Raw genomic sequence first — 23,317 nt, 5'->3', positions numbered from 1 at the left:
CAGGCTGGCGTCGCAGAAACCGATGTCAGTGTCGGTCCTGCACCGGCCTGCGGACTACGTCGGTGGTTACTTCTTGACCTCGACCTGCGTCAGGATCGGGTCGCCGTCCTGTGCGTAGTCGACGTTCTGGACCTTCTCCGAGTAACCGGCGTTGACCTTGTAGTACCAGAGCGGAATGGTCGGCATGTAGTTGACCAGCTCCTTCTCCACCTCCTGGTACGCCTTGACCGACTCGTCGAGCGAGGGCGCGGTGTCCGCGGCCTTGATCTTCGCGTCGAGGTCCTTGTTCGAGAAGAAGCCGTTGTTACCGGCCGCACCCGTGCGGAACAGGTCGCTGATGAAGTTGGCGTTCACCGGGTAGTCGAGCACCCAGCCACCGCGGTAGAAGGACTTGACCTGCTTGGCGTCGCGGGCGTCCAGGTCGGCCTGGAAGTCGGCCTTGGAGTCGCCGGCGCACTCGACGCCGGTCGCCTGGGTGATGCTGTTGCAGACAGCCTCGACCCATTCCTTGTGGCCGCCGTCGGCGTTGAACTGGATGAAGACCTTGTTGCCCGGAACACCGCCACCCTCCTTGATGAGGGCCTTGGCCTTCGCCGGGTCGTACTTGGTGACGTCACCGGCGACGTTCGGCTGGTAGCCGAGGACGCCCTTGGCGACCCAGCCGGTGGCCGGCTCGCGGGTGCCCTGGAGCACCGTCTTGGTGATCGTGTCCCGGTCGATGGCCATCGACAGGCCCTGGAGGACCTTGGGGTCGGTGTCCTTCCACTGCTTCTGGTACATCGCGACACCGAGCGTCTGGATGGCGGAGTACGCCTTGTCCACAGCGCGGTCACCGAGGTCGGCACGGTAGACCGGGAGGTCCTTCGGGCCGATCTGGCGGAGGACGTCGACGTTGCCCGACTTCAGGTCCTCGTAGGCGGTCTCGATGGTGGTGTAGTTCTTGAAGATCACACCACCGTTCTTCGCCTTGTCGAGACCCTTGTAGTCGTCGTAACGGACGACCTTGATCTGCTTCTTGTGGTCCCAGCTCTCGAACTTGTACGCGCCGTTACCGACCGGCTTCTCGCCGGCCGCCTTCGGGTCCGCGTAGAAGGACTCGGGGAGCGGGGAGTAGACCGTGTAGCCGAGCTTGTACGCGAAGTACGGAAGCGGGGCGTCGAGTTCGATCGTGAAGGTGTAGTCGTCCACGACCTTCAGGCCGGACATGGCGTCGGCCTTCGGCTTGGCGCCTTCCTCCGCGGGGTGCACGTCGGCGAAGCCCTTGATGCCGTCGAACCAGGACGCGTTGGTCTGCGCGTTGGTGATGTTCGCAGCCCAGTTCCACGCCTTGACGTAGGACTCGGCGGTGACCGGGGTCCCGTCGTGGAACTTCCAGTCCTTCTTGAGCTTGACCGTCCACAGCTTGGAGTCCGTGGTGTCGACCGACTCGGCGTTGATCATCTCAAGCTTGCCGGCCGGGTCGTAGTCGACCAGCTGCGAGAAGATCGCGTCGGTGACGATGCTGCCGTTCGACTCCATCGTGTTCGCCGGCTGCAGCGGGTTCTGCGGCTCACCGACCTCGATGGAGAAGATGCCGTTGGGGTCAACCGCACCCTTGGCACCTTCGTTGCCCTTGTCATTACCTTCGCCGCCGCCACAGGCAGTCGCGGCCAGGGCGATGATTGCCGCTCCCGCGACCCACTTGGCGCTCTTGGCACCGCGCATGGGTTTCCTCCTCATGAGTCCACTTTTGACTACAAGAGGGGCACTGGAGAGATCTACCGACACCCCTGACGGCGATCGATTCAGTGCCCCGAGTGTGCTCGTGAGTCGGCACTCCCCACAGTGCGTGACCCATTGACCCGAGCTCAATGGAGCCAACTATTGGGTACGCCCAGGCTGTAAACCACACTTAAAGGGTCTCGGTTTGACAACATCACTAGGGGCCGTGTGCCCGAAATCCGGACAAACTGATCCTAGACAGACACCCCCGAAACGGACCGTTAACACATGTTCCGGAGAGCGACGCCCGATATCCGGACACCTTGACCAGGAAAAGTGATTGACGAAAGGTCCGGCTCCCCACAGTTTCCGTGGGGAGCCGGACCTCTTGTCAATGCCTCGTGCTGACGGATCGTCGAGTGAACCCGACGCTCCGGATGTGGGCCTGCCCTGTCACACGGCGAGCGTGCTCACGGCCGGCCGACGCAGTGTCAGCCGTTCTTGGCGCGCGAGGCGGTGCGGCCGCGCTGCTTGGCGTCCAGGACGACCTTGCGGATACGCACGGTCTCCGGGGTCACCTCGATGCACTCGTCGTCGCGGCAGAACTCCAGGGACTGCTCCAGGGAGAGCTTGCGCGCGGGCACCACGTTCTCGGTGGTGTCCGCGGAAGCCGCACGCATGTTGGTGAGCTTCTTCTCCTTGGTGATGTTCACGTCCATGTCGTCGGCGCGGGAGTTCTCGCCGATGATCATGCCCTCGTAGACCTCGGTGCCGGCCTCGGTGAAGATGACACCGCGCTCCTGGAGGTTGACCATCGCGAACGGCGTCACCGTGCCCGAACGGTCGGCGACCAGCGAGCCGTTGTGACGGGTCCGCAGCTCACCGAACCACGGCTCGTGGCCCTCGAAGATCGAGTGCGCGATGCCCGTACCGCGGGTCTGCGTCAGGAACTCCGTACGGAAGCCGATGAGGCCGCGGGAGGGCACGATCCACTCCATGCGGACCCAGCCCGAACCGTGGTTCGTCATCGTCTCCATGCGGCCCTTGCGGGTCGCCATCAGCTGCGTGATGGCACCGAGGTGCTCCTCGGGCGAGTCGATCGTCATGCGCTCGATCGGCTCGTGCGTCTTGCCGTCGACCTGCTTGGTGACGACCTCCGGCTTGCCGACGGTCAGCTCGAAGCCCTCACGGCGCATCTGCTCGACCAGGATGGCCAGGGCGAGCTCACCGCGGCCCTGGACCTCCCAGGCGTCGGGACGCTCGGTGTCCAGGACGCGCAGCGAGACGTTACCGACCAGCTCGCGGTCGAGGCGGTCCTTGATCTGGCGCGCCGTGACCTTGTGACCCTTGCCGCCCTTGCCGACCAGCGGCGAGGTGTTGGCGCCGATGGTCATAGAGATGGCCGGCTCGTCGACCGTGATCAGCGGCAGCGCGATCGGGTTCTCGGGGTCGGCCAGGGTCTCGCCGATCATGATGTCCGGGATACCGGCGATGGCACAGATGTCACCCGGGCCCGCCATCTCGGCCGGCTTGCGGGTGAGCGCCTCGGTCATCAGCAGCTCGGTGATGCGGACGTTGGACATCGTGCCGTCGCGCTTGATCCACGTGACGGTCTGGCCCTTGCGCAGCTCGCCCTGCTCGACACGGCAGAGCGCGATACGGCCGAGGAAGTTGTCGGCGTCCAGGTTGGTGACGTGGGCCTGCAGCGGGGCGTCCGCGTCGTACTCCGGGGCCGGAACCGTGGAGAGGATCGTGTTGAAGAACGGCTCCAGGTTGGTGCTGTCCGGCGGGACAGTGCCGTCCTCGGGCTTCGTCAGCGACGCGACGCCGTCACGGGCGCAGGCGTAGACGATCGGGAACTCGATCTGGTCCTCGTCGGCGTCCAGGTCCAGGAAGAGGTCGTACGTCTCGTCGATGACCTCGGAGATCCGGGAGTCGGGACGGTCGGTCTTGTTGATGCAGAGGATGACCGGCAGCTTGGCGGTGAGCGCCTTGCGCAGCACGAACCGGGTCTGCGGGAGCGGGCCCTCGGAGGCATCGACGAGCAGTACGACCGCGTCCACCATCGACAGACCGCGCTCGACCTCGCCGCCGAAGTCGGCGTGGCCCGGGGTGTCGATGATGTTGATGGTGATGACGTCGCCGCCATCCTTCGGGTGGTACTTGACGGCCGTGTTCTTGGCCAGGATCGTGATGCCCTTCTCACGCTCCAGGTCGTTCGAGTCCATCATGCGATCGTCGAGGTGCTCCGCGGCGTGCGCGGCGAAGGCGCCGGCCTGCTTGAGCATGGCGTCGACCAGCGTGGTCTTGCCGTGGTCGACGTGGGCGACGATGGCTACGTTACGGATGTCGTGGCGCGTGGGCATGGGTGGCTTGCGCTTCTCTCGGATCGTGGGATCAGGCGTCTCAGTCGGTCTCGAGTCCTCGTACGCCCGCCGGGCGGACACGCCACGGCTAGTCCAATGGTACGGGCCCGGCGCGTCCGGGGCTTCCCGGCCCGATCCGCGAGACCGGTATTCAGCCGATATTCAGCCGGTATTAAGTCATTACTCGGCTGGTGCACGCCCGGAACAGGGCGCGAAAAAACGCGGGGAAACGTGGGGAACGCGGGCGAGCGCGGGAGGAGGTCGCGCACGCCTGTGGGGGGTGTGGGGAGGGTGTACAGCCCGGGTCAGGGCATGAACCACCTTGCCCGCCGGGGGGTCCGGCGGGCAAGGGAATTGAGCTGCTTCTGAGCTTCAGGCAGTCCTTAATGCTGCCTTGACCTGCTACTTCTTACGGTTCGCGGGGGAACCTGCTGCTTGCGGCTTCTTGAAGCCGATGTCCTGGTAATGGGGGGTGGCGAAGCCGAAGGCACCGACGTTGACCAGCTGCTTGTCGGTGGCCACCAGCTGGGGGCGCTGGTAGAGCGGAATCGATCCTGCCGCGGCCCAGATCCGTGCGTCGGCCTGCTTCATCAGATCCCGGGCGGCACCCTCGTCGAGTTCGGAGACCGCCTGGTCGAAGAGCTGGTCGATGTGGTCGGTCCCGACCCGGGTGTAGTTCTGCTCGACCAGCAGCGATCCGTCCGTGGCGGGTTCCGGCTTGGCGAAGATCGGACGGCCGTCGGTCGCCGGGTAGGCACTCGCGGGCCAGGAGTACAGCGCCAGGTCGTAGTCGCCGGAGGCGATGTGGTCCTTGAAGTAGCTCTCGTCGGTGACCTTCGTGATCTCCGTACGGATACCGACGGATTCCAGCATCGCGGCGATCTTCTCGCCGACGCTGCGGAGCGCCTGGGACCCCGGCCCGGAGGGAAGGACGAATCGCAGGGACAGCGGTACGCCGTCCTTGCCCAGCGGGCCCCGTACGGACGCGGGAGCGGGGGCGGCGGTGCCCGCGGGGGCGTAGGCACCGGCGGCGCCACCGGGCTTCTTGTCCTGGGCGGTGGCCTTGTCCTGGGCGGTGGCCCTGGAGGCGTCAGCCTCGGAACCGGTGTCGCCGGTGTCGTTGTCTTTGGCGTCCTTGGTGCCCTTGGCGTCCTTAGTGTCCTTGGTGTCCTTGGCGTCCTTCACCTCGTTGGCCGGTTCGGCGGCATCGGCGGCTGTGAACAGGCCCGCCTGGCGCAGCAGGGCGGCGCTCTGGACGCCGGCGGCCGGGGCGGGGGCGAGGATGCGGGTGGCGGGCCCCTCGTCACGGCGCTCGCCCGGCTTGTCGTCCTGGCCGACGATGTACATGCCCTCGTCGCGGGCCGGTTCGCCCGCCCCGGCAGCGGCGTCGCTCTTCTCGGTGTTCTCCGCCTTCTCCGCCTTCTCCGCCTTCTCCTGCTTCTCCGCCTTCTCGGCCCTCTCCTGCTTCTCTGTCGTGCCTTCCTCCTCCTCCGCCGCCTTGCCGGCGCCCTTCCCGCTCTCCTTCTCGCCCTCCTTCTCCGCGGCCTTCTTCTTGTCGGCCTCGCTGCCCGCCTTGGTGTCCTTGGGCTTCTCCAACGCTCCGCCGTACGTCCAGCCCGCGTCGGCCAGCAGTGCCTGCGCCTCCTTGGTGTCCTGGTCGCCCAGTGCGCCGCTGCCGTCCCTGTAACCGGGCTGCCCTGTCAGCGCGAGGTGGCTGCCGAGCGGTTCCGCGGGCAGTCCGAGCGGCTTCAGGACGGTCTCTGCGAGCTCCTGACGGTCCAGGGCGCGGGCCACGGCGCGGCGTACCCGGTCGTCCGAGAGCGGTCCGGACTCGCCGTTCAGCGCGAGCTGCGTGTAAGCGGGCTCCAGGGACTTGCGTACGACGTAGGCGCGCAGTGACTTCTGCTCGGTGGCGTACGAGGCGATGGCTACCTGGTTGCTCCTGCGGGCCGCCAGCGCGGCCTCCGCCTGCTTCTCGTCGGAGCCGTGGGCCAGCGCCCAGGAGCGCAGGGCGGCGGCGGGGGTGAGGGCGGCGCCGGGGCCGTGGGCGAGCGGCTGTCCGTTGCCGCCGCCATCGCGGGCGGCGAGGGCGACGCGGTGCGCGGCGGCGGCGTCGACGTCCGCGATGTCCACGGTGCCCCCGGTCAGGGCCTCGACGCGCTCGCCGGGCTTGACCGCGCGGAAGACGAGCGAGTCGAGCTTGGGCTTGTCGCCCCACCAGCGCGGGCTGCGGTCCAGCGTGAGCTGTTCCTTGCTCGTGCCGCTGCGCAGCTGAAACGGTCCTGCGGTGACGTTGAGCGTGGTGCGCGCGCCGTCGTTGAAGGTGTCCGGGGAGCCGGTCACCTCCTTCGGCAGCAGGGGGGAGAAGAGCGAGCGCCAGTCCGCGTACGGCTTGGCGAAGGTCACCCGGACCTGGAGGTCGTCGTAACCGCGCTCGATCTTCTCGATCCGCTCGTAGCCGGCGTTGCGGGCGGTCCAGTACGCCGAGTCCTTGCCGCTCAGCGCACGCCACTGGGCGACGAAGTCGGGGGCCCCGATCTCCCGCCCGTTGCTCCACACCGCCTGCTGGTTGAGCTTGTAGAGCACGACCTGCCTGGGCTCCCGCTCGATGATCTTCGCGGACTCCAGATAGTCCGGGTTGAGCCGCGGTGTTCCCTTGGCGTCCATCGGGAAGAGCGAGGGCAGCAGGGCGCCGGTGACGCGCGCGGTCGACCCGTTGGCATCCGCCTGATAGGCGTTCAGGGTGCTGGGCATCGAGTCGATCGCCCAGGTGACCGTGCCGCCGTCCCGCACCAGGTCCCGGGCGGCGGGGGCGATGTCCTGGGGGACGGCCGCGGAGGAGGTCTCCTCGCTCCCCGAGCTGCATCCGGCCAGCACCGGGATCGTGAGCACACCCGTCGTGAGGAGCGCGAGGGAGCGGCGCTTTCGGGCCGTCCCGCGCGGGACGCCGACGTGGGACATGGCTGATACCTCCGGGGCCGACCCGGTCCACCCCGTACCGGAATGGACCGGATTCTTCTTGTTTGGTGGCATTTGCAGTTGATCACACTGGTTCCGTCCATCCACTGAAGGCGCCTACGCGCGAGAGGCGGCGCAGACACGGCGCGGCGCGCCGCCAACCTCACCCGGGCGGCGGAACGGTCCGGCCCCGGCCGCGCCGAGCCGGGGTTGCGCGCTCCCTTCACAAACCAGATGTGACGCGCGACACTCGCATGCGCATGAGCATTGCCACCCGCCATCGCGGAAGTGAGGGCAAGTCATGTCCCTGCACGAGGAATTGACGGCTGTTCAGCACTGTCTCGACGACCTGGTCCGCACCGTCGGGCGGCTGGAGCGCAGCCTCGCCCGTTTGCGCGAGGACGCGGCCGGCCGGCCCGGCACCCCGGACCACCCCACCGACATGGTCACCATCACCGAGGCGCCGTACGACGCCACGCTGTGGACGGACTCGGACGACGAGGGTCTGGGAGTCCGCGGCAGACACGCCCCCTAGGGCCTGGCCCGAGCGACAGGCCCCAGGCCCCTTCACGGCCCAGCCACCCAGTCCCGAGGAGCACTCCTTGGCCACCGGTACGGAACCAGGCACCCAACCACCGCACCCGCCCCCGCCGCGGACGGGCAGCGGCACCGGCGTCCGGCACGCCTCGCGCGCCGCCATCGCCGCCCGGCATCTGCGCACCGACCGCTGGTGGTCGGCACCCGCCGCGACGGCAGGCGGACTGCTCGCCTTCATCGTCTACTCGTCGTGGCGGGCCTTCGCCAACGCCGACTACTACGCCGCCCCGTACGTATCGCCGTTCTACTCGCCCTGTCTGGCGGAGAACTGCGCGCCGATGCGCTCGGGACCCAACTGGGAGATCTTCGGCAGCTGGTGGGGCCTCTCCCCCGCCCTGATCGTCCTGGTCTTCCCGCTGGGCTTCCGGCTGACCTGTTACTACTACCGCAAGGCGTACTACCGCGGCTTCTGGGCCTCTCCCCCGGCCTGCGCGGTCGCCGAGCCGCACTCCTCGTACACCGGCGAGACCCGCTTCCCGCTGATCCTGCAGAACATGCACCGCTACTTCTTCTACGCGGCGCTCCCGGTCGCCGGAATCCTCACGTACGACACCGTGCTCGCCTTCCGCGACGAGCACTACGCCTGGGGGCACATGGGTCTCGGCTCCCTGATCTTCCTGGTGAACATCACCCTGATCTGGGCGTACACCCTCTCCTGCCACTCCTGCCGGCACATCATCGGCGGCCGGCTGCGGCACTTCTCCAAGCATCCCGTGCGCTACCGGCTCTGGGGCTGGGCCGGGAAGCTCAACGGCCGGCACATGCAGCTCGCCTGGGCCTCCCTGATCAGCGTGGCGGTGGCCGACTTCTACGTCTATCTCGTCGCGTCCGGCGCTTTCGACGATCCGAGGTTTTTCTGAATGACTGAGCTCGAACGGCAGCAGTGGGACGTCGTGGTGGTCGGAGCCGGCGGTGCCGGTCTGCGGGCGGCGATCGAGGCACGGGAGCGCGGAGCCCGTACCGCCGTCATCTGCAAATCGCTCTTCGGCAAGGCCCATACCGTCATGGCGGAGGGCGGCATCGCCGCGTCCATGGGCAATGTGAACTCCGGGGACGACTGGCAGGTGCACTTCCGCGACACCATGCGCGGCGGGAAGTTCCTCAACCAGTGGCGGATGGCCGAGCTGCACGCCAAGGAGGCGCCCGACCGGGTCTGGGAACTGGAGACCTGGGGCGCGCTCTTCGACCGCACGCCCGACGGCAGGATCTCCCAGCGCAACTTCGGCGGCCATGAGTATCCCCGGCTCGCACACGTCGGGGACCGTACCGGCCTCGAACTGATCCGCACGCTCCAGCAGAAGATCGTCGCGCTCCAGCAGGAGGACTTCCGCGAGACCGGCGACTACGAGGCGCGCCTCAAGGTCTTCCAGGAGTGCACGGTCACCCGCGTCCTCAAGGACGGCGAGAAGGTCAGCGGCACCTTCTGCTACGAGCGTGAGTCCGGCCGCTTCTTCGTGCTCGAAGCACCCGCGGTCGTCCTCGCCACCGGCGGCATCGGCAAGTCCTTCAAGGTGACGTCGAACTCCTGGGAGTACACCGGCGACGGCCACGCCCTGGCCCTGCTGGCCGGCGCTCCCCTGCTGAACATGGAGTTCGTGCAGTTCCACCCGACCGGCATGGTCTGGCCGCCGTCGGTGAAGGGGATCCTCGTCACCGAGTCGGTGCGGGGCGACGGCGGGGTGCTGCGCAACTCCGAGGGCAAGCGGTTCATGTTCGACTACGTCCCCGATGTGTTCAAGGAGAAGTACGCGCGGTCGGAGGAGGAGGGCGACCGCTGGTACGAGGACCCGGACCACAACCGCCGCCCGCCCGAGCTGCTGCCGCGCGACGAGGTCGCGCGCGCCATCAACGCCGAGGTGAAGGCCGGCCGCGGTTCACCGCACGGCGGGGTGTTCCTGGATGTGTCGACCCGGATGCCCGCGGACACGATCCGCCGCCGGCTGCCCTCGATGTACCACCAGTTCAAGGAGCTGGCGGATGTCGACATCACCGCCGAGGCGATGGAGGTCGGGCCGACCTGTCACTACGTGATGGGCGGGATCGCCGTCGAATCCGACAGCGCTTCCGCGCTCGCCGTACCGGGGCTCTACGCGGCGGGCGAGGTGGCGGGCGGTATGCACGGCTCCAACCGGCTGGGCGGCAACTCCCTCTCCGACCTGCTCGTCTTCGGGAGGCGGGCGGGCCTGCACGCCGCCGCCTACGCGGCGGGGCTCTCCGCCCTCCCGGCCGTGGACGAGGAGCAGATCGACGCGGCCGCGGCGGAAGCCCTGCGTCCGTTCGCCGCGGAGGAGCTGGAGGACGGGGCCGCCGCCGAGAATCCGTACACCCTGCACCAGGAACTCCAGCAGACGATGAACGACCTGGTCGGCATCATCCGCCGTGCGCCGGAGATGGCGCAGGCCCTGGAGAAGCTGGCCGGACTGCGCGTACGGGCGCGCCGCGCCGCGGTGGAGGGCCACCGGCAGTTCAACCCCGGTTGGCACCTCTCCCTGGACCTGCGGAACATGCTGCTGGTCAGCGAGTGCGTCGCGCGGGCGGCGCTGGAGCGTACCGAGAGCCGGGGCGGTCACACCCGCGAGGACTGCCCCGCCATGGAACGCGCCTGGCGCCCGGTGAACCTGTTGTGCCGGCTCGCCGATCCGGAGGGCGGGAGCGCGTCCGGGGACGGCCGGAACGAAGGAGGGCACGGCCGGGCGCCGGAGGACCCGCTGCGCGGCCGGATCGAGCTCGTGAGGAAGTCCACCGAACCCATCCGTCCGGACCTGCTCGCCCTGTTCGAGAAGGAAGAGCTGGTCAAGTACCTCGCCGAAGAGGAGCTGTACGAGTGAGCAGCTACAACGCGCGGTTCAGGGTCTGGCGCGGGGACACCGGCGGCGGCGACCTGGAGGACTTCACGGTCGAGGTGAACGACGGTGAGGTCGTCCTCGACATCATCCACCGCATCCAGGCCACCCAGGCGGGCGATCTCGCGGTCCGCTGGAACTGCAAGGCGGGCAAATGCGGTTCGTGCAGCGCGGAGATCAACGGCCGGCCGCGGCTGCTGTGCATGACCCGGATGTCGGTGTTCGACCGCCGGGAGACGATCACCGTCACACCGCTGCGGGCCTTCCCCGTCGTCCGCGATCTGGTGACGGACGTGACGTTCAACTACGCGAAGGCGCGGGAGGTGCCCGCCTTCGTGCCGCCCGAGGGGGTGAAGGCGGGTGACTACCGGATGCAGCAGGTCGACGTGGAACGCTCACAGGAGTTCCGTAAGTGCATCGAGTGCTTCCTGTGCCAGGACACCTGCCATGTGGTGCGCGACCACGAGGAGAACAAGGCGTCGTTCGCCGGTCCGCGCTTCCTGATGCGGGTGGCCGAGCTGGACATGCATCCCTTGGACGCCGCGGCCAGGTCTGGCCTCGACCGGAAGGCGACGGCACAGGAGGAGCACGGCCTGGGCTACTGCAACATCACGAAGTGCTGTACGGAGGTGTGCCCCGAGAACATCAAGATCACGGACAACGCGCTGATCCCGTTGAAGGAGCGCGCCGCGGACCGCAAGTACGACCCGCTGGTCTGGCTGGGCAACAGGATCGGCCGTCGACGCGACGGGGCGTGAGGTGCTGCCGTCGCGCTCGAGAACTTGTGCTCCGTGTGCGGCGTCCGGCCGTGCCGGCACCGTGGGCGCCAGGACTCTCCCGCACCGCTGCTTACCGGCCGCCCCGCACCGGATGGCCTTGCCCGTGCGGGGCCCCGCAATCTAGGGTGAATGCGCTTTCAAAAGCCGAGTGAGCCGCACCTTCCCGGAAAACGACCGAATGCTGCCCGCCGAAGACCATCGGCGGCCGGCTCTCTCGGCTCCGGCTCTTCGTCGAGAGGTTCTGGAGACTCCTCCCCGTTCCGAAGGACGGGGCTTCTCGCCATGCCTGGTCGGCCCTCACCGCCGGGCGGTCCGCCGCGGCCGTCCGAGGCTCCTGCCGGGCTCCGCCGGGTCGCGGTCACGGAAGGCCGGACATAGCCTCCCAAATGTGACGCCGCCTGCGAGTCGTACCCGGATGTCCGGATTCGGCAGAGCCCTCCTCACCGCGCTGATCCCGGTGTGCTGGCTGCTCCTGCCCCCCACACCGGCCGCACGCGCCGACGACCCCGTGACGCTGTCCCGCGAGGGGCAGATCACCGACAGGGTGGGGGCGGTCGGAGACCGCGAGGTACCGGTGGAGGCCGCGCTCGACGCGCTCTACCAGGACCGCCGCGTCCAGCTCTTCGTCGTGTACGTACGCGACTTCTCCGGCCGGTCCGCGCAGACCTGGGCCGATGAGACGGCCAACCGCAACGGCCTCGGGCAGGAGGACGTGCTGCTGGCCGTGGCCACGCACGACCGGCAGTACGCCTATTCGGTCGACGCCGGTTCGCGGCTCACCGATCAGCAGTTGCGGGACGTGGCGAGCACCGCCATCGAACCCGCCCTCACGGCGAACGACTGGGCGGGCGCCGCCATCGGAGCCGCCAACGGCTACTCCGCCGTGCTGGCGGGACAGCCCGTGCCCACCCCCACGCTCACCCCTGGCGCCGCCGATCCCGGAACGGGCGGTTCCGACAGCGGCGGCGCCGGGGACCTGATCCTGCCGGTGGCGCTCGTCGGCGGGGCGGGCGCGGTCGCCGTCTACGCGTACACACGGCGCAAGCGACGCGCTTCGGGCCGCACCACCCCCGCCGCGGCCGGCTGGGGCTCCGGAGCCGCGGACACGGAGCCGCCGACTCCGCTGCCGGAGCTCGACGGCCGGGCCAAGGAAGTGCTGGTGGACACGGATGACGCGGTGCGCACGAGCGAGGAGGAACTCGGTTTCGCCACCGCGCAGTTCGGGGAAGAGGCGGCGGTCCCGTTCACGGAAGCGGTCACCCGTGCCAAGACGGAGCTGACGGCCGCCTTCAGGCTGCGGCAGCAGCTCGACGACGCCTTCCCGGAGGACGACGCGGCGCGGCGGCGGATGCTCGACGAGATCATCAGCCGCTGCGCGGAGGCCAACGAGCGACTGGACGCCGTGTCGGAGGACTTCGACCGGCTGCGGGCCCTGGAGCGCACCGCCCCGCAGGCCCTGGCCACCGCCGAGTCGGCCTTCCGCGCGCTCGCGGGCCGGGTCTCCACGGCCGAGGCGACCCTCACCGGCATGCGCAGCCGGTACGCGGAATCGGCTGCCGCCCCCGTCGCGAGCGGCATCGAACAGGCCAAGGACCGGCTCCTCTTCGCGACCACCAGTCTCAACGAGGCCCGCCAGGCCGTGGACGGCGGGGACAACTCCAGAGCCGCCGTATACGTGCGGGCGGCCGAAGGGGCGATCGGCCAGGCGGCCACGCTGGCCGACGCCGTGGACCGGCGCGCCACGGAATTCGCCGAGGCCGCGGGCAGGCTGCCGGCCTCGCTCACCGAGACCGAGACGGACCTGGCGGACGCCGGCGGGCTCCTCGAAGGCACCACCGAGGGGATGTCGACCGCCGATCTGCGCGGCCGTGTCGCCCGTGCCGAGGCGGTACTCAAGGACGTACGGGCCGAGCTGGCAGCCGGTCCGTACGACCCGATCGACGCGCTGCGCAGGGTCGAGGAGGCGGACGCCGCACTGGACGAGGCGCTGGCGGGAGCCCGTGAACGGGAACAGGGAACCCTCCGGGCCCGCTCGCTCCTCGATCAGGCGATGCTCACCGCACGCGCCACGATCGGCGCCGCCGCCGACTTCATCACCACACACCGGGGCGCCGTGGGAAGCCAGGCCCGCACCCGGCTGGCGGAGGCCCAGCGGCGGTGGGAGCGGGCCGGGGAACTGGCGGGGGCGGACGATCCGCAGGGTGCGCTGGCCGAGGCACAGCAGGCGGACGCGCTGGCCGGCCAGGCGCAGAGCCTGGCCGAGCAGGACGTGCGGAGCTACGGGAACCAGATGGGACCGGGCGGTGGACAAGGAGGTGGAGGCGGGATGAGCGGGGCAGTCCTGGGCGGGATCATCCTCGGCGGACTCTTCGGCGGCGGGGGCGGCCGGGGCGGGAACGGCGGTTTCGGAGGAGGGTTCGGGGGGTCCGGGGGCGGCGGTTTCGGTGGCGGGCCGGGCAGTTTCGGCGGCGGGGGCACACGCGGCCGCCGGGGCGGCGGCGGCCGCTTCTGACCTACGGCGGCACGGCTCGCCCTCCCTCCGTGTTCGGCGTTCCGCGCCGCGCTCCTTCGTTCGTCCGCCTTTGTTCGTCCGCCTTCGTTCGTCCACCTTCGTTCGTCCGTCGTCGTATGTCGTCAGTCGTTCTCACCCAAGGAGAGGTGCCATGACCAAGCAGACCGTCCTCGGCCGCGTCACTCAGCTGGCGAAGGCCAACATCAACGCCCTGCTGGACCAGGCGGAGGACCCGCAGAAGATGCTGGACCAGCTGATCCGTGACTACACGAGCAATATCGCCGAGGCCGAGCAGGCGGTCGCCGCCACCATCGGCAACCTCCGGCTGATGGAGCAGGACCACCGCGAGGATGTCGACGCGGCCAGGGAGTGGGGGCAGAAGGCGCTCGCAGCCAGCAGGAAGGCCGACGAACTGCGCGGCGGCGGATCGGCCGCCGATGCGGACAAGTTCGACAACCTGGCGAAGGTCGCTCTGGGCCGTCAGCTCCAGGCGGAGAAGGAGGCGAAGACCGCCGAGCCGACCATCGCCTCCCAGACAGTGGTGGTGGACAAGCTCAAATCCGGTCTCGACCAGATGAGGACCAAACTGACGGAGCTGAAGTCCAAGCGTGACGAGCTCGTGGCCCGCGCCAAGTCGGCGCAGGCGCAGAACCAGATGATGGACGCCGTGAAGAACATCGACGTGCTCGACCCGACCAGCGAACTCAGCCGCTTCGAGGACAAGGTGCGGCGGGAAGAGGCCAGAGCCGTGGGCAAACAGGAGCTCGCGGCGTCGTCGCTGGACGCCCAGTTCGAGCAACTGGACAGCCTGGGTGACAGTGCCGAGATCGAAGCCCGCCTCGCCGCCCTGAAGACGCCCTGACAAGCGCCGACAACCCGAGGGGGGCTCAGCACACGCTCATGTCCATACACACGCTCGTGCTCGTGCTCGTGCTCAGTACATGCTCAGCAGTTGCTCGACCGAGAGCTCGGCGGCAGGCGCTCCGTCGGGCAGGGCCAGTTCGAACCAGACCGTCTTGCCGCGTGGTGTCCGCCTCGACCCCCACGCCGCGCTCAGCAACCCGACCAGCTGCAGCCCGCGCCCGCCCTCGTCCGTGTCGCGTGCCCGCCGACGCCGCGGCTGGACGAGGCCCGCGTCCCATACCTCGCACACGAGCGTACGGTCGCGCAGCAGCCTGAGCCGGATCTCGCCCTCGCCGTACCGGAGCGCGTTGGTGACGAGTTCGCTGACGAGCAGTTCGGTGGTGTCCACCAGGTCGTCCAGGTCCCAGGCGAGCAACTGGGTGCGGGCCAGTTCCCGGGCACGGCCGACCGAGCGCGGTTCGCGCGGCAGGGTCCAGTCGCCGATCGCGTCCGCCGGCAGTCCCTGGATACGGGCCATCAGCAGGGCTATGTCGTCCTCGCCGTGGCGGGTGTCCAGTGTCGTCAGCACGTGGTCACAGACATTCTCCAGCGGCCGGACCGGCGAGGTGAGGGCCTCGCGCAGTGCCTCCAGGCCCTCGTCGAGCGGGTGGTCGCGGGATTCGACGAGGCCGTCCGTATAGAGGGCGAGGAGGGCGCCCTCCCTGAGCTCCACCTCGACCTCCTCGAAGGGTTCGCCGCCGACGCCGAGCGGCATCCCCGGCGGGACGTCGAGCAGCAGTGCCGGTTCGCCGGGTTCGACCACGACAGGAGGGAGGTGACCGGCGTTGGCGAACGTGCACCGGCGGGTGACCGGGTCGTAGACGGCGTACACGCAGGTCGCCAGATACACCTCGGAGAGGTCCGCCTCACGGGACTTGTGGGCGGCCCGCGAGGGCCACTGGGCGCCGCCGCCTCCGCCGAAGCCGTCGCTCCGCTCGCCGCCACCGGGGGTACCGAGGCCGCGGGCGACCTCGTCGAGGGCGGACAGCACCTCCGCCGGTTCCAGGTCGAGAAGGGCCAGCGTCCGTACGGCGGTGCGCAGCTCACCCATGGCGACGGCGGCCCGCAGGCCACGGCCCATGACGTCACCGACGACGAGCGCGGTGCGGTGGCCGGGGAGTTCGATCACGTCGAACCAGTCGCCGCCGACCTCGGTGGCCGTGTTGCCCGGCAGATAGCGACAGGCGATGTCGAGCCCCGCGGCCTCGGGGTCGCCCGGAGGGAGCAGGCTGCGCTGGAGGATCAGGGCGCGTTCGTGTTCGCGGCGGTAGAGACGGGCGTTGTCGATGCAGACGGCCGCCCGGGCGGCCAGTTCGGTGGCCAGTGCCCGGTCCCGCTCCCCGAAGGACTCGCTGCCCTTGGTCCGGGAGAACTGGACGAGGCCGACGACCGTGTCATGGGCGACCATCGGCACGGCGAGCGTGGAATGGACGAAGCTGCTGTCGTCGCCGGGCACGTCCTCGACGAGTCCGGTGCGCAGGGCGACGGCACAGGGCGAGTGGAACGGGTAGCGGTGGACCGAGCCGAGGGCCGGCGGTCCGGTGTGCCCGTCGGATGCGGCGCTCTCCGGTTCGGTGGCGGACAGGGCGTCGGAGACGGCGCTGGCCATGGCGACCCGGCGCAGTTCGGCCGATCCGACGGACTGCGCCGGGTTGCGGGAGCCCCAGCTGCCGGGTGGTGCCTCTTCGCCCGTGAGCAGTCCTTGGTACAGATCGACGGAAGCGAGGTCGCAGAAGCCGGGCACGGCCACATCGAGAAGTTCGCGCGCGGTGGTCTCCAGGTCCAGGGAGTTGCCGATGCGCGCGCCGGCTTCGTTGAGGAGGGCGAGGTTGCGGCGGGCGCTGGCCGCCTCGCGGGCGGCCATGTGCCGGCGGGTGACGTCGGTGGCCAGCCCCGCCACACCGACCGGCCGCCCGGCCCCGCTGTGCACCCGGTAGAGGTTCATCGACCAGTGACGGCTTTCACCCGCGCCGGGCGCGCTGCCCACCAGCTGAAGGTCCGTGACGGCCTGCCCGGTCTCCAGCACCCGCTTCAGGGTCCTGGACAGCCGGTCGGCCTCGGGGCCGGAGAGATAGTCGTCGACCGTGCGCCCACGGTGGTCGTCGGCTTCCCCGCCGAAGACGGTGGCGAACCGCTGGTTGGCCCGTACGACGGTGAAGTCCATACCGAACAGCACGAAACCGAAAGGAGATTGGCCGAAAATGGCTTGCGATGCCGCGAGGTCCGTTTCGACCAGACGAAGGGCCCGTACGTCGACCACGATGCAGAGCGCGGCCCGTTCCCCGTTCGCCGTCTCGCTCGGCATGACATAGATCTCGGCGACGCCGTGCGCACCGTCCTCGCCCGGCATCCGGAACGGGACGTAGCCCGTCCACTCCTTGCCGTCGAGGATCTCGGCGACCCTCCGACGACCCTCGTCCCGGAGCTCGGCAGGCATGAACGCCTCGACCGGGTCCCTGCCCACCACCTCGTGGGAGGTCATGCCGAACAGACCGGCGGCACGCCGGCTCCACTGCTCGATCAGCCCGTCGGGCCCGATCGAGAAGGAGGCGATCCTGACGTAGTCATAGATCGAGCCAGGTGGGCTGCTCTGCCACACGATGTCGCCCGCTGTCCCAGGTATCTCGCTCACGCGACCGTCCCCTCCAGCTCACACACCGGACCGGTCCTGCCCGCAGTATTCAGCACTACGGCCGCTACCGACACGGCGTTCACGATCACAGCAAGGTCTCAGTCCCTTTCAGCCAGGTTCTGCCCGACCTCTGGTGATCGCTGTGCGTTCCACCCCACTCCTAACCGGGGAGAGCCAGCTCGAACCACACCGTCTTGCCACTCTTTCCACGACGGGTCCCCCAGCGGCGCGCGGAACAGGCCACCAGCTGCAGTCCGCGCCCCCCTTCGTCGTCCGGTCCCGCGCTGCGTTCGGTGGGCACATCCGGAAGCGGATCGGAGACTTCCACCAGCAGTCCGGACGGGGCAGGTGCTTCGGACGGGGACGAACGGTCGGCCTCGGCGCCCTCGTCGGGGCGGGGCCTCACCAGCCGTACGCCGATGGGCCCGGAGGCGTAGCGCAGGGAATTGGTCACCAACTCGCTGACGAGCAGTTCGGTCACATCGGCGAGCGCTCCGTCGAGCCCCCAGGAACGCAGTGCGTCACGAACCGCGTGCCGGGCGCTGCGCACGGAGCCCGGAACCGCCGGAAAAGTCCAGGCGGCACAGTCGCCATCGATGTCGATCACGCCGATCACTTCCCAAGACCAGCAACAGGTCGCACCCCCGGAAAGGGGAATAATCAGCACATACCCGGCATTCGGTGCGGCCTACCGCCCGAGGCGGCGCATAGGGCGTACGGGTGTACGCCGGTGCTCAGCGGTGGGCGGCACCCCGCAGGCGGCGCGCCGCCTCGGCGACCGCGGGCCGGTCCTGGTCCAGCCAGTCGACGTCGTCCACCTCGTCGGGCCCGAGCCACCGCAGCGCGTCATGGTCCTGGAGGGCGCGGGGCTCACCGGTGACCAGTGCCACCGTCCACACGTGGAGCACGTATCCGGGCTTCAGCGGCCACTCACCGGGAATGCGCTCCAGCGCCCGCGACTCCACGCCCAGTTCCTCGCGGAGCTCCCGGACGAGTGCCTGTTCGCCGCTCTCCCCCGGCTCCACCTTGCCGCCGGGCAGCTCCCAGCGGCCCGCCAGCTCGGGCGGGGCGCTGCGGCGGGCGGCCAGCAGCCGTCCCTGGTCGAAGACGGCGCCGGCCACCACCACGGAAGCGTTCATACGCGGGAGCGTAGCCGCCCCCGGCCACTCCGGAAGATGCCGGGCTCGTACGGGGCGGGCCGGGAAATCAGCGCCGTTGTCACGGTCGGGCGCTCTGTCCCACGCGCTCCACCCAGTACAGCTGCTTGTGGCCGCGACTGTCGAGGCCGTCCGCGATCTTCTGGGCCTCGTCCTGCGTGGCGTACCTGCCGACGCGGTAGCGGTTGCCGTTGTCGTCCTGCCGTATCACCAGCCACGGGAGCACGGCACCGCTGTCGCTCATCGTGGCCCTCCCCAGCATGTTGCCCCTCTCCCCACCGGAGTGCACGTCTCTAAGGATCCCCAGGAAACCGCAGTACGCATATGCCCGAGCCTACGCCTGACCTTTACTCAGCGGATGCGTCTTTACACAAAGAGATACGCATCAAGCCAAGCGGGCAGGGGCGCACTCTTCCGAATGCGCCCCTCGGTCCTCGACGCGCCCGTTTCAGCGGCCCGCGGGCGGTGACGGGGCGGGGCCCTCAGCCGTCCGCACGCACAGGCAATACGGAAGGCATCGGCAGCGGCACCGGCCCGGCGGACGGCTCCCTGCGGCACACGTCCCCGCACTCGGCGTCCAGCGAGCAGCACAGCGAACAGATCGGCCCCGCCTGGACCGGGCAGTCCGCGATGTCCGGCAGTTCGTACGCGGTCTCGCACACCGCGCACCGGTGGGTCGCGGTGATGTCGGCGACCTCGACGTCCGGCCCGTTCACCGGGTTCGGGCGGGCCAGGTAGTACTTCCCCTTGGTGGCCCAGGCGATCAGCGGGCAGAGCACGAGCGAGAGCCCGGCCGCGATGAAGGTCGAGAACGCCTCCGCGTACTCCCCGAAGAGCCCGAAGAACGCCAGGATCGAGACGGTCGAGGCGACCACCATCGCTCCGAATCCCGCCGGGTTCACCGCGTGGAGATAGGCCCGCTTGAACTCGATGTACGGCGGGCTGAGTCCGGTCCTCTTGTTGATGACCAGGTCCGCGGCGACGGCCACGATCCAGGCGATGCCCACATTGGAGTAGAACCCCAGCAGCTTGTTGAGGGCCGCGAACATGTTCATCTCCATCAGCGTGAGCGCGATGGCGAGGTTGAGGAAGATGTACCAGACCCGGCCCGGGTGCTTGTGGGTGATCCGGGAGAAGAAGTTCGACCAGGACAGCGAGCCGCTGTAGGCGTTGGTCACATTGATCTTGACCTGCGAAACGATCACGAAGACCGCGGCGGCGGGCAGGGCGAAGGACCCCAGCCACGGCTTGAGGGCCTCGATCTGCGGGGCGATCGGCTCCAGCGCGTGCGTCTTGCCGACCGCCTCCAGTGCGACGAAGGCGAGCAGTGCCCCGCCGAGCTGCTTCGCGGCGCCGATGACCACCCAGCCGGGTCCGGCCGCGAGGACTGCGAGATTCCACCGCCGCTTGTTGGCCTCCGTCCTGGCCGGCATGAAGCGCAGATAGTCGGCCTGCTCGCCGATCTGGGCGATGAGCGAGAGCGCGACCCCCGTACCCAGCCCGAACGCGATCCAGGAGAAGCCGGAACCCGCCCCCTCCGTCCCTCCGAAGGAGGTGAAGTCGCCCCAGGCATCGGGGGCTTCGAAGGCGAGGACCACGAACGGCAGCACCATCCCGATGATCCAGACCGGCTGCGTCCACGCCTGCACCTTGGCCAGTGCGCCCATGCCCCGGAAGACGATCGGGATGACGATCAGCGTCGTGACCAGATAGCCGGCCTCCACGGGAAGCCCGACGGCCTGATGCATGGCCTGCGCCATGATCGAGCCTTCGAGAGCGAAGAAGATGAAGGTGAAGGACGCGTAGATCAGCGAGGTCAGCGTCGAGCCGAAGTAGCCGAAGCCCGCGCCCCGCGTGACCAGGTCCATGTCCAGGCCGTACTTCGCGCAGGCCCGCGCGATCGGTATGCCCGTCACGAAGATGATCACCGCGGCGGCGAGGATCGAGGTGAGCCCGCTGGTGAAGCCGTACGTGAAGACGATCGAGGCCCCGATGGCGAAGTCGGCGAGATAGGCGATTCCGCCGAGCGCCGTACCGGCGACCACCGACGGTGACCAGCGCCGGAAGGAATGCGGCGCGTATCGGAGCGAGTAGTCCTCACGGCTCTCGTCGGCGGCTAGCCGCGCATAGCTGCGCCCAGGCGCTCCGGTTCCTCCCGGAGCCCCCGCGTCCGGCACTTCGGCCGTGGTGGGGGTGGCGGTGTCCGTCATCGGCGGCTTCCCGTTCGTCGGTCCGGAGTGCGGGTGACGAACGGGAAGTTAGGAGCCGGACATGACAAATTGTTGATACCGGTGATTGCCCAGGCGTAACGGGAGCCGAGGAGGCGTTAACTCGGTGTCACGGGCGACGCACAAGCCGTTCGGATACCGGTCACGCGACAGGAACGCTCCGCTGATGGGGGCAGGTGGAACGGGCAACCCGGGTCACGCGGGACGAGCGGCCGGACTCACTTGACCGGCAGGTGGTAGGCGATCCGGTAGCGGTCGGCGGGCACCACCACATCCGCCGTCTCGACGGCCCGGCCCGACGCGTAGTACGTCCGCTCGATCACCATCACCACATGGCCCGGTACGCCGCCGAGCGCCAGGAGCTCCTCCGCAAGCCCCGGCCTCGCACCGACGTCCTCGGCCACGTTGTCCACGACGACATCGATGGCCGCCATCCGGTCGACCACCCCGCAGCCGCCCAGCGGACCCTCCTCCGGCAGCATCACCGGCGTGCGTCCCGTGACCGCCAGCGGCTCCCAGGAGGTGGAGAGCATCGTCGGCTCGCCCGCTTCCCGGAACACGTATCTCGTACGCATCACCCGGTCGCCCGGTTCGATGCCGAGCCGTTCGGCGATCTCCGGTCCGGCCTCCTCCTGCTCACTGCGCGACTCCCAGGTGCCACGCGTCCCCTCCGCCGTCTGCTCCTGACGGAAGGGGTTGGTGCCGACGCCCGTCCGGTACCCGGAGCGGGCGATCCGGCGCGGGACGGGGCGCTCGCGCACATAGGTGCCGGAGCCGGAGCGCCCTTCGACCAGCCCCTCGGCCATCAGCACTTTGCGCGCCTCCAGGGCGACGGTGTCCGAGACTCCGTATTCCTCGCGGATACGGGCCTGCGACGGCAGGCGGGTATGGGGCGGCAGAGCACCGTTGACGATCTTCTCTCTGAGATCGCTCGCAACGCGCAGATAGGCGGGCTGCTCACCGAAAGTCACAGGCCACTCCCAACAGGTTGACAGACTGCGACAGCGTCGCAACCGTCGGTTGTGAACCGCAAGCACTGGCCAAAGTTTCACTCGAAGTGATGATTCAACCGCGGCCGGCGCATACCTCGAACATCAGCACCACAGGAGTCCTGGCCAGTTCCTGCCCCGCCGGACCCCCGGTAACCTCCGCACCCTTGACCCCCTTTGGTCCAGACCAATACCTTCCTGTGCAGCACGGCTCTCATCCCCCGTCCAGCCCGTCCCACGCACAGGAACGAGCCTCATGCGTCGAAGAAGCCTGTCCAGACTGACCGTTGCCGCCTGCACCTTCACACTGCTGGCCGGTATCGCCCCCGCCGCCACGGCCGGCCCCGACCAGGGCCGGGACACGGCGCACCACAAGCCCGCCTACCGGAGCGTCGGCTACTTCACCCAATGGGGCGTCTACGGCCGTGACTTCCAGGTCAAGGACCTGGACACGAGCGGCGCCGCGGCCAAGCTCACCCACATCAACTACGCCTTCGGCAACGTGAACGCCGAAGGAAAGTGCTTCACCGGCAATGTGCCCGGCGAGGCCGACGCCTGGGCGGACTACGCCCGTCCGCTGGATGCCGCGGGCTCCGTGGACGGGGTCGCCGACACCGGCACCCAGCCTCTCGCCGGCAACTTCAACCAGCTGCGCGAGCTCAAGGCCAAGCACCCCGGGCTCAAGGTGATGATCTCCCTCGGCGGCTGGAGCTGGTCCACCCACTTCTCGGACGCGGCCCGGACCGCCGCCTCCCGCAAGGCCCTGGTCTCCTCCTGCCTCGACCTGTACATCAAGGGGAATCTGCCGGTCGACGGGGCGCGCGGCGGCGAGGGAGCAGCGGCCGGCCTCTTCGACGGTGTCGACCTCGACTGGGAGTGGCCCGGCTCGGCCGGTGACACGGACACGGTCTACCGCCCCGAGGACAAGCGGAACTTCACCGCGCTGGTGCACGAGTTCCGCACCCAGCTCGACGCGTACGCCAGGAGCTCCGCGCGGCACACCAGGCCCAAGCACTACGAGCTGTCGGCGTTCGTCCCGACCGCCCCCGCCAAGATCGACGCCGGCTTCGATGTCCGGCGGATCATGCGGGACTTCGACTTCGTGAACCTCCAGGGGTACGACTTCCACGTCTCCGGCGAGAAGAACACCGCCCAGCAGTCCGCGCTGTACGCGAAGGGCGATTTCAGCGTCGACCAGACGGTGCGCGACTGGATCAGGCGGGGCGCGCCCGCCCGCAAGCTGGTGGTCGGCATGCCGTTCTACGGGCAGGGCTGGACCGGTGTGACGGGCGGCGGTGACGGGCTGGGACAGCCCGCCGCGGCTCCCGCGCCGGCCACCTGGGCCGCCGGGTACGAGGACTACAAGGCACTCAGGAAGCTGGCTGATTCGGGCGCGTACACGGTCCACCGGGACGCGCGGAACGGCCATGCCTGGCTGTTCGACGGCACCACCCTGTGGACGTACGACGACCCGCAGGTCCTGCGCACGAAGACCTCGTACATCCGTGACCACGGTCTCGGCGGTGCGATGTTCTGGTCGCTGGACGGGGACACGGACGACGGCGAGCTGATGACCGCGGTCGACAAGGGGCTCAACGGGCGCTGACCCAGCGCGTCGTGGGGGGGGGGGGGGGGCGGGGGGCCGCCCACCC

General features: G+C 69.2%; 16 protein-coding genes. 7 read left to right on the top strand and 9 right to left on the bottom strand.

What is annotated here, in order from left to right; genetic code table 11:
• Positions 1-66 precede the first annotated feature (66 nt).
• From ACFWSK_RS17500 to ACFWSK_RS17490, 3 genes are all read right to left on the bottom strand, one after another.
• Positions 67-1,704: an ABC transporter substrate-binding protein gene (locus ACFWSK_RS17500; RefSeq protein ID WP_383786518.1), complete on the bottom strand. Its 1,638-nt coding sequence runs from the start codon at positions 1,702-1,704 to the stop codon at positions 67-69.
• A 488-nt stretch (positions 1,705-2,192) separates the two neighbouring features.
• Positions 2,193-4,067: a translational GTPase TypA gene (gene typA / locus ACFWSK_RS17495; protein ID WP_383786516.1), complete on the bottom strand. Its 1,875-nt coding sequence runs from the start codon at positions 4,065-4,067 to the stop codon at positions 2,193-2,195.
• A 402-nt stretch (positions 4,068-4,469) separates the two neighbouring features.
• Entirely contained in the window at positions 4,470-7,028 is a 2,559-nt protein-coding gene (locus tag ACFWSK_RS17490; protein WP_383786514.1) for an ABC transporter family substrate-binding protein, read from the bottom strand.
• 298 nt (positions 7,029-7,326) lie between these two features.
• Between ACFWSK_RS17490 and ACFWSK_RS17485 the strand changes: the two genes are divergently transcribed.
• From ACFWSK_RS17485 to ACFWSK_RS17460, 6 genes are all read left to right on the top strand, one after another.
• Positions 7,327-7,560 carry a hypothetical protein gene (locus tag ACFWSK_RS17485; RefSeq protein WP_383786511.1) on the top strand — a complete coding sequence of 78 codons (234 nt, stop codon included), beginning with the start codon at positions 7,327-7,329 and terminating at the stop codon, positions 7,558-7,560.
• A gap of 67 nt (positions 7,561-7,627) precedes the next feature.
• Positions 7,628-8,482, top strand: a complete 855-nt coding sequence (locus ACFWSK_RS17480; RefSeq protein WP_383786508.1) for a hypothetical protein — start codon at positions 7,628-7,630, stop codon at positions 8,480-8,482.
• Complete coding sequence (locus ACFWSK_RS17475) at positions 8,483-10,450, top strand: fumarate reductase/succinate dehydrogenase flavoprotein subunit (protein ID WP_383786505.1); 1,968 nt, start codon at positions 8,483-8,485, stop codon at positions 10,448-10,450. It abuts the gene before it with no gap.
• Entirely contained in the window at positions 10,447-11,223 is a 777-nt protein-coding gene (locus ACFWSK_RS17470) for a succinate dehydrogenase/fumarate reductase iron-sulfur subunit (RefSeq protein ID WP_383786502.1), read from the top strand. The genes ACFWSK_RS17475 and ACFWSK_RS17470 overlap by 4 nt, the downstream gene beginning before the upstream one ends.
• Before the next feature lie 436 nt (positions 11,224-11,659).
• A complete protein-coding gene (locus ACFWSK_RS17465) occupies positions 11,660-13,756 on the top strand; it encodes a TPM domain-containing protein (protein ID WP_383786561.1) in 2,097 nt (698 codons plus the stop codon).
• Between the two features lie 151 nt (positions 13,757-13,907).
• On the top strand, positions 13,908-14,618 hold the full coding sequence (locus ACFWSK_RS17460; RefSeq protein WP_383786499.1) for a PspA/IM30 family protein: 711 nt from the start codon (positions 13,908-13,910) through the stop codon (positions 14,616-14,618).
• A 72-nt stretch (positions 14,619-14,690) separates the two neighbouring features.
• Here the strand turns inward: ACFWSK_RS17460 and ACFWSK_RS17455 are convergent, their stop codons facing one another.
• The 6 genes from ACFWSK_RS17455 to ACFWSK_RS17430 all read right to left on the bottom strand — a co-directional run bounded on the left by ACFWSK_RS17455 (position 14,691) and on the right by ACFWSK_RS17430 (position 21,647).
• On the bottom strand, positions 14,691-17,258 hold the full coding sequence (locus ACFWSK_RS17455; RefSeq protein ID WP_383786559.1) for a SpoIIE family protein phosphatase: 2,568 nt from the start codon (positions 17,256-17,258) through the stop codon (positions 14,691-14,693).
• Positions 17,259-17,451: 193 nt separating this feature from the next.
• A complete protein-coding gene (locus ACFWSK_RS17450) occupies positions 17,452-17,907 on the bottom strand; it encodes an ATP-binding protein (protein WP_383786497.1) in 456 nt (151 codons plus the stop codon).
• 118 nt (positions 17,908-18,025) lie between these two features.
• The gene (locus ACFWSK_RS17445) at positions 18,026-18,430 is read right to left on the bottom strand and encodes a (deoxy)nucleoside triphosphate pyrophosphohydrolase (RefSeq protein WP_383786494.1); all 405 of its coding nucleotides are present in this window, start codon (positions 18,428-18,430) and stop codon (positions 18,026-18,028) included.
• Positions 18,431-18,509: 79 nt separating this feature from the next.
• On the bottom strand, positions 18,510-18,710 hold the full coding sequence (locus ACFWSK_RS17440; RefSeq protein ID WP_383786491.1) for an SPOR domain-containing protein: 201 nt from the start codon (positions 18,708-18,710) through the stop codon (positions 18,510-18,512).
• Positions 18,711-18,930: 220 nt separating this feature from the next.
• Complete coding sequence (locus ACFWSK_RS17435) at positions 18,931-20,658, bottom strand: purine-cytosine permease family protein (protein WP_383786488.1); 1,728 nt, start codon at positions 20,656-20,658, stop codon at positions 18,931-18,933.
• A gap of 236 nt (positions 20,659-20,894) precedes the next feature.
• Positions 20,895-21,647 carry a GntR family transcriptional regulator gene (locus ACFWSK_RS17430; protein ID WP_383786485.1) on the bottom strand — a complete coding sequence of 251 codons (753 nt, stop codon included), beginning with the start codon at positions 21,645-21,647 and terminating at the stop codon, positions 20,895-20,897.
• Between the two features lie 274 nt (positions 21,648-21,921).
• Between ACFWSK_RS17430 and ACFWSK_RS17425 the strand changes: the two genes are divergently transcribed.
• Complete coding sequence (locus ACFWSK_RS17425) at positions 21,922-23,271, top strand: glycoside hydrolase family 18 protein (protein ID WP_383786483.1); 1,350 nt, start codon at positions 21,922-21,924, stop codon at positions 23,269-23,271.
• Positions 23,272-23,317 lie beyond the last annotated feature (46 nt).

Source organism: Streptomyces sp. NPDC058620 (assembly GCF_042717135.1).
Lineage (GTDB): Bacteria > Actinomycetota > Actinomycetes > Streptomycetales > Streptomycetaceae > Streptomyces.
This window is presented reverse-complemented; position numbering and strand designations above follow the sequence as displayed.

Excerpts from the sequence above, each read along its gene's own strand:
- ACFWSK_RS17475 (WP_383786505.1), top strand. The coding sequence starts at position 8,483 with ATGACTGAGCTCGAACGGCAGCAGTGGGACGTCGTGGTGGTCGGAGCC.
- ACFWSK_RS17435 (WP_383786488.1), bottom strand. The coding sequence starts at position 20,658 with ATGACGGACACCGCCACCCCCACCACGGCCGAAGTGCCGGACGCGGGG.
- ACFWSK_RS17460 (WP_383786499.1), top strand. The coding sequence starts at position 13,908 with ATGACCAAGCAGACCGTCCTCGGCCGCGTCACTCAGCTGGCGAAGGCC.
- ACFWSK_RS17490 (WP_383786514.1), bottom strand. The coding sequence starts at position 7,028 with ATGTCCCACGTCGGCGTCCCGCGCGGGACGGCCCGAAAGCGCCGCTCC.
- ACFWSK_RS17500 (WP_383786518.1), bottom strand. The coding sequence starts at position 1,704 with ATGCGCGGTGCCAAGAGCGCCAAGTGGGTCGCGGGAGCGGCAATCATC.
- ACFWSK_RS17425 (WP_383786483.1), top strand. The coding sequence starts at position 21,922 with ATGCGTCGAAGAAGCCTGTCCAGACTGACCGTTGCCGCCTGCACCTTC.
- typA (WP_383786516.1), bottom strand. The coding sequence starts at position 4,067 with ATGCCCACGCGCCACGACATCCGTAACGTAGCCATCGTCGCCCACGTC.
- ACFWSK_RS17485 (WP_383786511.1), top strand. The coding sequence starts at position 7,327 with ATGTCCCTGCACGAGGAATTGACGGCTGTTCAGCACTGTCTCGACGAC.
- ACFWSK_RS17440 (WP_383786491.1), bottom strand. The coding sequence starts at position 18,710 with ATGCTGGGGAGGGCCACGATGAGCGACAGCGGTGCCGTGCTCCCGTGG.
- ACFWSK_RS17445 (WP_383786494.1), bottom strand. The coding sequence starts at position 18,430 with ATGAACGCTTCCGTGGTGGTGGCCGGCGCCGTCTTCGACCAGGGACGG.
- ACFWSK_RS17465 (WP_383786561.1), top strand. The coding sequence starts at position 11,660 with ATGTCCGGATTCGGCAGAGCCCTCCTCACCGCGCTGATCCCGGTGTGC.